We start from the raw sequence: 12,706 nt of genomic DNA, 5'->3' as shown, positions 1-12,706 counted from the left end.
GCGGGGACGCGCGCAGCGTGCAGTCTGCGTGAAACAGACCGTCCACCCATGGACCGGCAGACCGTTCGCCTCCACCGCTTGCCTTTGACCATCCCTGGGAGGGGAAACCCGATGACACAGATCAAAACGGCACGTCCACGCCTTCTGGCCGCCGCCGTACTCGCCGCACTCACGCTGCCGGGCGTCGCCTTCGCGCAGACCGCCAAGGAGCGTGAGCTCGAAGCACGCGTCGCCCAGCTCGAGGCGATGGTCCAGCAGCTGGTGACCCAGCAGCAGCAGACCGACACCGTCGTGACCGAGGTCCGCACCGCACAGGCGGCGCAGCCCGCACCGGTTGCCGCCGGCACCGGTGCCGCCGCGCCGATCCAGGCGACGACGATCACCCCGACCGCCAACCCCGGCACCAAGTTCACCGTGGGCGGCATGATCCGCACCGACGCGATGGTCACCAAGACCACCGACGGTGACATCGCCCAGGGTTCGGCTGGCCGCGACTTCTACGTGCCCGGCGCGATTCCGGTCGGCGGCACGGCCCCGGATACCTATTCGGACGCGCACCTGAAGTTCTCGCGCCTGTGGTTCGACGCCAGCACGGTGCTCGATTCGGGCGACAAGCTCGGCGCGCGCGTGGAGTTCGACTTCTTCGGCGGCGCGCTGGGCAACCCGGCGGCCACCAACACCTACGGTGCGACGCTGCGCCACGCTTACCTGACCTACAACAACTGGCTGGTCGGTCAGACGTGGTCCAACTTCATGGACACCAACGCGCTGATCGACGCGGTCGACTTCGTCGGCCCGACCGACGGCGTCGCCTTCGTCCGCCAGCCGCAGCTGCGCTACACCAGCGGCCCGTGGGCGATCTCGATCGAGCGTCCCGAAACCACCGTGCAGCCCTTCGGTGGCGGCGCGCGCGTGATCGGCGGCGACAACAGTGCGATCCCGGACATCATCGCCCGCTACACGCACAAGGGTGACTGGGGCCACATCAGCTTCGCCGGCCTCGCCCGCCAGCTGAAGTACCAGCCCTACAACGCCGCCGGTCTGCAGCCTGCCGGTGCCGAGAGCACCGACACCGGCTTCGGCGCGCAGGTGAGTGGCCTGGTCAAGCTCGGCGACAGCACCGACATCCGCTACCAGGTCAGCGGCGGCGACGGCATCGGCCGCTACATCGGTCTGGCCACGGTGCAGCAGGACGCGATGGTGGATGCCGCCGGCGACATCGACGCGCTCGGCGGCTGGGCCGGTTATGTCGGCCTGCGCCAGGTGTTCAGCCCGAAGGTCCGCGGCAACCTGTTCTATTCGCGCTCGCAGTGGGACAACAACGCGGCGTGGACCGGCCTGGGCGTGACCCGCAAGGTGCATTCGGTGCACGCCAACATGATCTGGTCGCCGGTGCCCAAGCTGGACTTCGGCGTCGAGGCGATCTGGGGCGAGCGCACGCTGCAGTCCGGTGCCGACGGCGAGCTGATGCGCCTGCACACGATGGCCCGCTACTCGTTCTGATTGACCCGACAGGGACGGCCACGCGCCGTCCCTGTTGCGTTTCACCGCCGCGTGCGAGCGGCCCCCACCCGCACCAACGTCTGTTCCGCGATCGCATGCAGCACGCCTGACCGGGTCGCCGGTATTCCACCGGCCCCGACCACATCACGAACGCTTCGGAGGGGAAGCTTCCATGTCCAGCACGACCGCCAACCCGGCACCCAAGCCCGCGCTGACGAAGGGCCATAAAAAGGTCATCTTCGCGTCCAGTCTCGGCACCGTCTTCGAGTGGTACGACTTCTATCTGTACGGCTCGCTCGCGATCATCCTGTCGCGCCAGTTCTTCAGTGGCGTCAATCCGACGACGGGCATGATCTTCACCCTGCTGGCGTTCGCGGCCGGCTTCTTCGTCCGTCCGTTCGGCGCGGCCTTCTTCGGCAGCCTCGGCGACCGCATCGGCCGCAAGTACACGTTCCTGGTCACGATCATCATCATGGGCGTGTCGACGTTCCTCGTCGGCGTATTGCCCAGTTACGCGTCGATCGGTATCGCGGCGCCCATCATGCTGATCGTGCTGCGTCTGGCCCAGGGCCTGGCGATGGGCGGTGAGTACGGCGGCGCGGCCACCTACGTCGCGGAACACGCACCGCAGGGCAAGCGCGGCCTGTATACCGCCTTCATCCAGACCACGGCGACGCTCGGCCTGTTCCTGTCGCTGGCCGTGATCCTGCTGTGCCGCTGGCTCCTCGGTGTCGAAGCGTTCGAAGACTGGGGCTGGCGCATTCCGTTCCTGGGCTCGATCGTGCTGCTGGGCGTCTCGGTGTGGATCCGCCTGCAGCTGAGCGAATCCCCGCTGTTCCAGCAGATGAAGGCCGAGGGCAAGGGCTCCAAGCAGCCGTTCCGTGATTCGGTCAAGGGCGGCAACCTGAAGCTGATGCTGCTGGTGCTGTTCGGCGCAACCGCCGGCCAGGCCGTCGTCTGGTATGCCGGCCAGTTCTATGCCCTGTTCTATCTGCAGAGCATGCTGAAGGTCGATCTGACGGTGTCCTACCTGCTGATCGCCGCGGCCCTGCTGCTCGGCACGCCGTTCTTCCTGTTCTTCGGCTGGCTGTCGGACAAGATCGGCCGCAAGAAGATCATCATGGCCGGCTGTCTGATCGCGGCGGTGTCCTACTTCCCCATCTTCAAGGGCCTGACCCACTTCGCCAATCCGGCGATCGAAGAAGCCGTCGCCAGTTCGCCGGCGGTGGTCGTGGCCGATCCGAAGACCTGCAGCTTCCAGTTCGATCCGGTGGGCACGCGCAAGTTCACCAGCTCCTGTGACGTGGCGACCGCCGCGCTCGCACGCGCCGGTGTGCCGTACAGCGTCGAGCCGGCACCGGCGGGTTCTCTGGCCGAAGTGCGCGTGGGCGCCAACAGCGTCGCGTCGTACGAGGCCGAAGGCCTGGCCGGCGATGCGCTCAAGACCCAGCAGGGCACCTTCGGCACCGACCTGCGCGGCGCGCTCAATGCCGCGGGTTACCCGGAGAAGGCGGACACCGATCGCATCAACATCCCGATGACGATCTTCCTGCTGTGGATCCTGGTGATCTTCGTGACGATGGTCTACGGCCCGATCGCGGCGTATCTGGTCGAGCTGTTCCCGACCCGGATCCGCTACACGTCGATGTCGCTGCCGTACCACATCGGTAACGGCTGGTTCGGTGGCTTCCTGCCGGCGATTTCGTTCGCCCTGGTCGCGGCCACCGGCAACATCTACTACGGCCTGTGGTACCCGATCGGCATCGCGCTGATGTCGCTGGTGATCGGCACGATCTTCCTGCGCGAGACGAAGGACGTCGACATCACCAAGTAAGTGCGGCACCCGCGCGGGACCACGTCTCCCGCGCGTTTCACCAGGACGCCGGCCCGGAAGGGCCGGCGTTCTTCGTTTCAGGGATTCGATGTCCGCGCGTCGTCGGCCAGCGATGCGGCCAGATGATCGACGAACGCACGGATCCGCGACGACACGCCCGAGTTGCGGTAGTACACGGCGTGCACCTGCTGGCGCACGTCGCGCGTCCTGCCCGCGAGCAGTTCCACCAGTCGCCCCGTGCGGCGATCCTCCTCCGTCGTGAAGTCGGACAGGCACGCGATGCCCGCACCGGAGACCGCAAGCGCACGCACGGTCTCCCCGCTGGAACCGGCAACCGTCGGCACGATCGTCAGCGCGCCACCATCGGGGCCGGCCACGGGCCAGACATTGAGATGCGGCAGGCCGGTGAAGCCCAGCACTGCGTGATCGGCCAGTGCCGCGACCGTGGCCGGTGCGCCATGCGCGTCGAGATACGCCGGCGATGCCAGCAGACGCAGGCGACTGTCCATCAGATGCCGCGCGACGAGACTCGAATCCTTCAGCGGGCCGACGCGGATCGCGATGTCGGTGCGGTGTTCGAGCAGATCGATGGTGCGATCACTGCTGGTGAGTTCAAGCGTGATCTTCGGATACGCGGCGCGGAACGCGGCCACGCGCGGCACCAGCACATGCAGCAGGAACGACGTCGCCGCGTCGACGCGCAGCACGCCCGACGGCCCCTCGCGCAGTCCGCGCATGCGGTCCTCGGCGGCGTCCATGCGCGCGAGCACCTCGCGTGCGTCATCGAGAAACGCGCGCCCCTCCCCGGTCAGCGAAATGCGCCGCGTGGTCCGCTGCAGCAGCGTGGTCCCGAGTTTGTATTCCAGCCGGCCCAGCGCACGGCTGACACCCGACACCGTCTGCTCGAGTTGGCGCGCGGCGGCGGTGATCGAGCCGCTGTCGACGACGGCGACGAAGGCCTGCAGTTCGTCCAGCGTGGTCTTCATGGCAGCTGGGTCCGCGACGGATCGGGTGTCGATTATTGACCGGAAATCAAAAGACATCTCCCGGATGGGCGGTTTCCGGGGCGAATCCCGCGGCGCAGACTGGCCGTCCTCCCCGCATCGAGATGCCCCATGGACCTCTTCATCACCGGCGTCACCGGCTTCATCGGCGGCTCGCTCGCCACGGCCCTGCTGCAGGACGGCCACACGGTCCGCGGCCTGGTCCGCGCACCGGACGCGGCCGCGCGGCTCGAGGCGCTCGGCATCGTGCCGGTGCCGGGCACGCTGGAGGACCGCGATCTGCTGATCGCCGAGGCGCAGCGCGCGGACGCGGTCATCAATGCCGCGAGCAGCGACCACCGCGGTGCGGTGGACGCCCTGCTCGACGGCTTGCGCGGTTCCGGCAAGGCCTTCCTGCACACCAGCGGCTCCAGCGTCATCGGCGACGACGTCGCCGGCAATGCGCTGTCACCACACATCTTCGACGAGGACACGCCGCTGATCGTCGAACCCGGCAAGCAGGCCCGCCATGCGGTCGACACGCGGATCCTCGCCGCGGCCGGTGACGGCGTGCGCAGCGTCGTGCTGTGCAACACGATGATCTACGGCAGCGGCACGGGCCTGGCGCGCGACAGCGTGCAGATTCCGCCGCTGGTGCAACAGGCGCAGGACAGCGGCGTGGTCCGCATCGTCGGCCGCGGCATCAACCGCTGGTCGAACGTGCACATCGAAGATGTCGTTGCGCTGTACCGCCTCGCGCTCGCGGATGCGCCGGCAGGCGCGTTCTACTTCGTCGAGAACGGTGAAGCCTCGTACGCGGAACTCGGCGCGGCGATCGCGACGCGGCTCGGACTCGGACCCGTCGAATCCTGGACCGTCGACGAGGCCGCGCAGGTCTGGGGCGAAGGCCACGCGCGATACTCGTTCGGCTCCAACAGCCGTGTCCGCGGCACGCGCGCGCGGCGCGAACTGGGCTGGGCACCGCGTCACGATTCGGTCACACGCTGGATCGAAACCGCGATGCCGCTGGATTGAACTCGAGCGACCGCGACAGGGCGCGATCCGATGACGTCGGTCGGCGGTCTGCTGCAGCACTGCGACGCACAGCGCGCACCAGACGAAAGGTGACGCGGCATGGATCCGTCGCAGCAGCCGTCTACTTCTGCGGGGGCGCCGCGAGTTCCCGCGCGTCGAGGTAACCGTCGCGGTTGGTGTCCTGCCGGTTGAAGGTCGTCGCGAGCTTGGCCATGTGCTCGGCCAGCGTCACCGGGCGGCCCTTGCCGCCCGGCAGTTCATCGGCGGTCAGCACGCCGTCGCCGTTGCGGTCCATCCGGTCGAAGGCGTAGCGCATCCACGCCTGGTACTCGGCCAGTGACACGCGGCCATCGCCGTCGGTGTCCATCTGTTCGAGATACTCGGCCGTGCGCGTGACCTGCGCGCCGGCGCCGGTGGCCAGCAGGAGTGCGAGCGCCGCACACACGCTGCGGCCGACCCGTTTCCGGACCGGCCGGGGTGTCACGGACGTCGCCCGCGGTTTCAGGCGTGCGCGCTCTGCAGCGAATAACCCTTGAGCCGGGCCGAGTACTCCTGCAACGCGCGGATACCGCTGGCCTCGGCCTCGCGACACCAGACCTGCAGGTTGTGCAGCGCTTCGCTGGCGTTCTGCGAACGCGCTTCGAGCAAGGCCGTCAGGCGTGCGCGATGTTCGACCAGCGTGCGGATGCGCGGGCGCTGCTGGACCCACTGCTGCAGTTCCTCGCGCGCATCGGGCTGCAGCCAGCGACCGTCGTCGACGAGTCCCTTGCGCAGCTTGCGCGGCAACAGCGCGCGCAGGCGCGCACCGGCGGCCTGCGCTTCTTCGCGCAGCGCGGGCTTGAGCACATTGCGCTGGAAATCGGTCATCGCCTGGAAACGGTGCGCCAGCAGCGCGCGCATGGTGTCTGTATCCGGCACATGGATGTTGGGGCGGATGTCGAGCGACGGCGCGACACGCAGCACCTTCGCCAGACGCACCGACTCCAGACCCTTGATGACCGCCCAGCCCAGATCGAACTCCCACTTGCGCAGCGCGAACTTCGCCGAGCTGGGGAATGCATGGTGATTGTTGTGCAGCTCTTCGCCACCGATCCACACGCCCCACGGCGTCAGATTGGTCGCCGTGTCGGTGGTCTCGAAATTGCGGTAGCCCCACCAGTGGCCGAGGCCGTTGACGACGCCGGCGGCCCAGAACGGAATCCACGCCATCTGGATCGCCCACACTGCAACGCCCTTGAAGCCGAACAGCACGAAGCTCAGCAGCAGCAGGAAGGTCGGTCCGAGATTGGCGTGCGGGGTGTAGAGCTTGCGTTCGATCCAGTCGGTGGGCGCACCCTTGCCGTACTGCTCGATGTCGGCGCGCTGCGCACGTGCTTCGCGGTACAGCTCCACACCCTGCCAGAACACGGTCTTGATGCCCTTGAAGCGGGGGCTGTGCGGGTCGTCTTCGGTCTCGCACTTGGCGTGGTGCTTGCGATGGATCGCCACCCACTCGCGCGTGATCATCGACGTGGTGAGCCACGTCCAGTAGCGGAAGAAATGCGCGATCACCGGATGGAAATCGACGCCGCGATGCGCCTGGCTGCGATGCAGATACAGGGTCACCGCAAGGATCGTCAGCTGCGTCACCACCAGCAGGTAGACGAGCATCGCCCCCCAGCCGAACTGCAGCAGGCCACCGGACAGGAACTCGAGAATCGTAGAGGTCATGGGCGCGTCTAGAAGGCGTGAACCCATGCATCATGGCGGCATCCCCGGCCCCTTTCCATCCCTCCGACCACGTATGGACGACCTCGCGATTCAGACTCGCTACGCACGTCGCATTCATGCCGCGTCGCGGCGCGTCTGTGCATGAATCGGAGCCTCGTGCACCTGCTGGAACTGGATCGCGCCACGGTGCGTCGCGGCGCCCATGTCGCCCTGGACGCGCTCGACCTGACGATCCCGCTCGGCCGGCATACCGCCATCCTCGGCGCGAACGGCAGTGGCAAGTCCACGCTGATCCAGCTGCTGACACGCGAGCTGCATCCGCTGGCCCATGACGACGGTCGCGCGCCGGTCCGTGTATTGGGCGCGCATCTGTGGGACGTGCGCACATTGCGCGGGCGGCTGGGCATCGTGACGCAGCGGTTGCACGAGGACCTGCGCACGCTGCCTTCACTGACCGCGAGTGCGGTGGTCGCCGGCGCCTCCCTGGGCGCGATCGCAGATCACAGCGCAACGGATTCGACACTGCATGTGCAGGCACGCGCGGCGCTGCAGCGGATGCAGGCGGCGCATCTTGCCGGGCGTCGTTACACCACGTTGTCTGCGGGCGAAGCACGGCGTGTGCTGCTGGCGCGCGCACTGTTCCATGCGCCGGCCGCACTGCTGCTCGACGAACCGTCGAGCGGACTCGACGTCGTGGCCCGCGCGCAACTCATGAAGCAGATCGGCGCGATCGCCCGCGCCGGCACCACGCTGGTGCTGGTCACCCATCACCTCGAAGAGCTGGTCCCGGAGATCGACCACGTCGTCCTGCTGCGCGCGGGCCGCGTGCTTGCGGACGGACCGCGCGAGGCCGTGCTCACCGATGCCTTGCTGTCGCAGGCGTTCGACGCACCGGTGCGCATCCGCGCGGATGCCGACGGCACGCTCGCGTTGACGATGGCAGGTGCGCGCGAGGTGCAGGACAACGATCCGCCGCCTCCGTAATCGACACCAGGGCCGGTCGACCGGCAACCCCGCTTTCGCGATGCGACGCAGCTTGGCATCATGGCAACCGGGGATCATGGAACCGCAGTCGTCTCGCACCCGGTGCGTGCGCTGCGCATCACAGGGACAGGGGACAACATGAAAATCATGCTCGCAGGCATCATCGGTGCCGCGTTGCTCGTCGGCTGCGTGGTGACGCCGACACGCAACGGCCAGTATTCGTTCGGGTTCATCGATCCGGGCGCGTCGGTCGCCCAGTTCCATTCCGCCGGTGGCAACACCCGGCTGCGACGCCACCTCGACGGCACCTACAGCCTGTATTTTCCCGACCGCTTCAACCAGTACCGGATGGGGCGGCAAGACGAAGTCAGACTCGTCACGCAGCATTCCTCGGGCGGCAAGACCGGTGCACTGTTCGAGCTGCGCGACGGGACGTGTTCGAGGTACGAACTCCTGACGATCACGGCCGACCAGGTCGGCCGGAACCGGCTGTCGACGAATTGCGGCACGCGGCTCGAAGCCTTCGTGCAGAACGACGAGTTGATCGTCCGCGAACAGGCGCAGACGCAGCCGCGTTTCTGGGCGTGGACGCCCGCAGGTGTCCGCAGTGGGCGCATGCCGCCGCCCGCACGCACACCGGCGCCTGCGGTCGCCGCCGAACGGCGTGCAACGCCGGCCGCGTCGGCTCGCCCCGCGCCTCGCCCGCAGAGCACCGGCGCCGCCACATCGTCTGCCTCACGACCCGCGACCGTGCCGCCGCGCGCGGCCAAGGCCAGTTCCCCCATCGTGATGCCGACCGGTTCCATCGCAACGCAGACCGAACCGACCGAGATCGTCGATCTGACCGGCGCCGGCAACTGAGATGTCGGCATCGTCGACCGCGAATGCGACCGGCATCGAGTTCGGTCCTCCACTGCTCGCCGCGCCCCGACCGGGCTGGCTCGTCACTGTCTGGATCGCGACCGCGCTCTATCTGCTGATCGAGTTCTCGTTCAATGCGCGACTGCTCGATGTCGTCGGCGGCAGTGCGACGGCGCAGCAGATCGACCGGATCGAACTGTGGGGCCGCGCGATTTCCGGCTTCGCGCTGGCGCTGCTGTTCTGGCCGAAGATCATCGCGCGGGCCTGGCTGCACTTCGGCTCGCTGGCGAGGCGGCTGTGGTCGATCATGGCCTGGACACTGGTGGCCATGCTGGTGATGTACGTGGCGCAGGAAGCCTTCCTGCGCTGGCTCGTGTCCCGCGCATCCCCAGACGCGATGCAGCAGGCCCAGCATCTGGTGCTGCTACGCAGTTCGCTCCATCACGGCAACGTCGCACTTCCCGGGCTCGACGTACCGCGCAGCCAGCTGTCGGAACCCGATGGCAAGGCGTTCATGGCGATGTTTCCGATGCTCGGCAGCGGGCTGGGGCCGGTCGTGGGCAACGTCTTCGGTGCGACGCAGCGCGAGCAGGCGACCGCCAGCCTCGTGCGCCGCGAGATGGGCGATCCCAATCGCCATCTCGACGGCTACCGCGAACTGCTCACCGGCCTGCAGACCGCGTACACCACCTATGGCGAGGCGCTCGCGGAGATCGACCAGGCGGGACACGACGCCTGGGGTGACTACGTGCGTGCGCTGCGCAAACGTGGATACAGCCCCGGGAGCGTTCCGCGTCGCGGTCATGCAAGGGTTCGCAACCAGGTCCGCCGCGACGGTGTCCATGTGCCAGACAGCTGGCGACCGAACGAACGCGCAGGCTTCATCGCCGCAGCCACCGCGCCCCAGCGGAACGAGGCGTCGCGCCGCTTCGCCGGCGAACTGGCCACCGAACACGCCGCGTTCCGTGGCATCAGCCCTCCCGACAGTCTCGGGGAACTGCTGCGCGAGCCCGACGGCCAGACGCGCGTGCTACGAGCCATGGGGTACCGCTGCCTGACGACGTTCGACACGAACCTGCCGACGGCCGAGGCGTTCAAGGTCCATGTCTACGATGCCGAGGTCGAGTGCCTCAAGGCCGAGACGCTGGCCGCGCAGGCCGAACCGCAGGCCGGACGCGACGCGATGCGGGCCTTGCTGATTCCTGCGATCGCCCTGTCGCTGTCGTTGCTGGGTGCCCTCGCCCACGTCGGCAAACTGGCCCTGCTGACGCTCAAGCTGGTGCTCGGCCGCCCCCCGGCGCGTGCACGTCTGATCGGCGTCGCCGTCCTGGCCGGCCCGTTCCTGGCGTTCCTGCTGTTCGCATCGCTGCCGCTGTCCGCAATCACCCGCACCCAGCTTTACGTGAACCTCGAAGCGCGCCTGCCCGCACCGCTCGCGCTGGTCCTGCGCGGCACCATCCACGGGCAGCATGTCGGGTATCCGCTGTTCAATGCGACGCGCGTGCACGTCCTGCGTGGTTTCACGTTCGGCTACGAGGACGCCCCGACCTCCTGACCGCGTCGGAGACACTGCCTGGCGCGTCCGGCGCAACCGCGCAACGTGTCGACAGATCCCGCCCGCCTGCACTGATGTGCCGGCGCAGACGCGCTGTGCGATAGTCGGCGCGCATCAACACCGCTGCACCGCTGTAAGTCTTGGCATACCGACTCTGGGAGGGGTTTCCATGCTCGAGCAACACGGTTTGTGGTTGGCACTGGGCTGTGCCGCCATCGCGATTCTCTACGGCGTGATCTCCGCCGGCTGGATCAACCGGCAACCTGCCGGCAACGCACGGATGCAGGAAATCGCAGGCGCGATCCAGGAAGGCGCACGCGCGTATCTCAACCGGCAATACCTGACGATCTCCATCGTCGGCGCCGTGCTGTTCGTCCTGATCGGCGTGTTTCTGGGCTGGGCGGCCGGCATCGGTTTCCTGCTCGGTGCGGTGCTGTCGGGCGCGGCCGGCTACATCGGCATGAACGTCTCGGTGAAGGCCAACGTCCGCACCGCCGAAGCGGCACGTCGCGGAATCGGACCGGCCATGGACGTCGCATTCCGAGGCGGCGCGATCACCGGCATGCTGGTGGTCGGGCTCGGCCTGCTCGGCGTCGCCGGGTACTGGATGGTGCTGCCGTACTTCGGCCTGGAAGGCGAAGCCGCGTTGCACGCACTGGTAGGGCTGGCGTTCGGCAGTTCGCTGATCTCGATCTTCGCGCGTCTGGGCGGCGGCATCTTCACCAAGGGCGCCGACGTCGGCGCGGATCTGGTGGGCAAGGTCGAAGCCGGCATTCCCGAGGACGACCCGCGCAACCCGGCGGTGATCGCCGACAACGTAGGCGATAACGTCGGTGACTGCGCCGGCATGGCGGCCGATCTGTTCGAGACCTATGCGGTCACCGTGATCGCCACGATGCTGCTCGGGTTCCTGATGGCATCGACGGTCGGCGCGAACGGTGTGCTGTACCCGCTGGTGCTCGGCGGCGCGTCGATCCTGGCGTCGATCGTCGGCACGTTCTTCGTCAAGGTGAAGGCCGGCGGCTCGATCATGGGCGCGCTGTACAAGGGCGTGATCGTGTCGGGCGTCATCGCTGCCGTGCTGTTCTGGCCGATCACCACGCAACTGATGGCCGACAACGTGCACGGTGCCACCAACGTGTACTGGTGCGCATTGATCGGTCTGCTGCTCACCGGTGCGATCGTCTGGATCACCGAGTACTACACCGGCACGCAGTACGCGCCGGTGCAGCACATCGCGCAGGCGTCGACGACCGGACACGGCACCAACATCATTGCCGGCCTCGGCGTGTCGATGAAGTCGACCGCGATGCCGGTGATCGCGGTGTGCTTTGCGATCTGGGCGTGCTTCTCGTTCGCGGGTCTGTACGGCATCGCGATCGCGGCGACGGCGATGCTGTCGATGGCCGGCATGATCGTCGCGCTCGACGCCTACGGGCCGATTACCGACAACGCCGGCGGCATCGCCGAGATGGCGGAACTGCCATCGGAAGTCCGTGATGTCACCGATCCGCTGGACGCGGTGGGCAACACGACCAAGGCGGTGACCAAAGGGTATGCGATCGGCTCGGCGGCGCTTGCGGCGCTGGTGCTGTTCGCCGACTTCACCCACAACCTGGAAGCGAAGTATCCGGGCACCGAGTTCCGCTTCGACCTCGCGGATCCGGCGGTGATCATCGGCCTCTTCATCGGCGGCCTGATTCCATACCTGTTCGGCGCGATGGCGATGGAAGCGGTGGGTCGCGCGGCGGGCGCAGTGGTCGAAGAAGTCCGTCGCCAGTTTCGCGAGATCCCCGGGATCATGGCCGGCACCGCCAAGCCCGACTATTCGCGCGCGGTCGACATGCTGACGAAATCGGCGATCAAGGAAATGATCGTGCCCTCGCTGCTGCCGGTGCTGGTGCCGGTGGTTGTGGCGCTCGGCATGAATGCCCTGATGGGACCCGGCGCCGGCATCCGCGCACTCGGCGGCCTGCTGATCGGCACGATCGTCACCGGCCTGTTCGTCGCGATCTCGATGACGACCGGCGGCGGTGCCTGGGACAATGCCAAGAAGTACATCGAGGACGGCCACCACGGCGGCAAGGGCAGCGAAGCCCACAAGGCCGCGGTGACCGGCGATACCGTCGGCGATCCCTACAAGGACACGGCGGGCCCGGCGATCAATCCGCTGATCAAGATCATCAATATCGTGGCGCTGCTGCTGGTGCCCCTGCTCTGACTGCGGGCACCACCGCTTGT

10 protein-coding genes are annotated in these 12,706 nt (G+C 67.7%); 7 read left to right on the top strand and 3 right to left on the bottom strand.

Annotated elements, in window-relative coordinates; genetic code table 11:
* Window positions 1–111 precede the first annotated feature (111 nt).
* Window positions 112–1,503: a DcaP family trimeric outer membrane transporter gene (locus tag AC3A4E_RS03600; protein ID WP_487630196.1), complete on the top strand. Its 1,392-nt coding sequence runs from the start codon at window positions 112–114 to the stop codon at window positions 1,501–1,503.
* Window positions 1,504–1,675: 172 nt separating this feature from the next.
* Window positions 1,676–3,337 (top strand): MFS transporter, encoded by a 1,662-nt coding sequence (locus AC3A4E_RS03595; protein WP_487630195.1) that lies wholly within the window; start codon window positions 1,676–1,678, stop codon window positions 3,335–3,337.
* Window positions 3,338–3,414: 77 nt separating this feature from the next.
* Here AC3A4E_RS03595 and AC3A4E_RS03590 read toward each other — a convergent pair whose 3' ends face one another.
* Window positions 3,415–4,323, bottom strand: coding sequence for a LysR substrate-binding domain-containing protein (locus AC3A4E_RS03590; protein WP_487630194.1), 909 nt, complete (start codon window positions 4,321–4,323; stop codon window positions 3,415–3,417).
* Window positions 4,324–4,452: 129 nt separating this feature from the next.
* Here AC3A4E_RS03590 and AC3A4E_RS03585 point away from each other — a divergent pair, with 129 nt between their 5' ends.
* Window positions 4,453–5,355 carry an NAD-dependent epimerase/dehydratase family protein gene (locus tag AC3A4E_RS03585; protein ID WP_487630193.1) on the top strand — a complete coding sequence of 301 codons (903 nt, stop codon included), beginning with the start codon at window positions 4,453–4,455 and terminating at the stop codon, window positions 5,353–5,355.
* Window positions 5,356–5,476: 121 nt separating this feature from the next.
* Here the strand turns inward: AC3A4E_RS03585 and AC3A4E_RS03580 are convergent, their stop codons facing one another.
* Entirely contained in the window at window positions 5,477–5,800 is a 324-nt protein-coding gene (locus AC3A4E_RS03580; protein WP_487630192.1) for an EF-hand domain-containing protein, read from the bottom strand.
* Between the two features lie 56 nt (window positions 5,801–5,856).
* Complete coding sequence (locus AC3A4E_RS03575) at window positions 5,857–7,065, bottom strand: DesA family fatty acid desaturase (protein WP_487630191.1); 1,209 nt, start codon at window positions 7,063–7,065, stop codon at window positions 5,857–5,859.
* Between the two features lie 141 nt (window positions 7,066–7,206).
* On the opposite strand from AC3A4E_RS03575, the gene AC3A4E_RS03570 reads away from it, so the two are divergent.
* From AC3A4E_RS03570 to AC3A4E_RS03555, 4 genes are all read left to right on the top strand, one after another.
* Entirely contained in the window at window positions 7,207–8,049 is an 843-nt protein-coding gene (locus AC3A4E_RS03570; RefSeq protein WP_487630190.1) for an ABC transporter ATP-binding protein, read from the top strand.
* A 138-nt stretch (window positions 8,050–8,187) separates the two neighbouring features.
* Complete coding sequence (locus AC3A4E_RS03565) at window positions 8,188–8,910, top strand: hypothetical protein (protein ID WP_487630189.1); 723 nt, start codon at window positions 8,188–8,190, stop codon at window positions 8,908–8,910.
* 1 nt (window position 8,911) lies between these two features.
* Window positions 8,912–10,465, top strand: a complete 1,554-nt coding sequence (locus AC3A4E_RS03560; protein WP_487630188.1) for a hypothetical protein — start codon at window positions 8,912–8,914, stop codon at window positions 10,463–10,465.
* Window positions 10,466–10,634: 169 nt separating this feature from the next.
* Window positions 10,635–12,686 carry a sodium-translocating pyrophosphatase gene (locus AC3A4E_RS03555; protein ID WP_487630187.1) on the top strand — a complete coding sequence of 684 codons (2,052 nt, stop codon included), beginning with the start codon at window positions 10,635–10,637 and terminating at the stop codon, window positions 12,684–12,686.
* The last annotated feature ends 20 nt before the right edge of the window (window positions 12,687–12,706 follow it).

The sequence above is a fragment of the Luteimonas sp. Soil_N_1 genome, from assembly GCF_057656255.1.
Note: the sequence above shows the minus strand (reverse complement) of the source record. Positions and strands in the feature narration are given on the sequence as shown.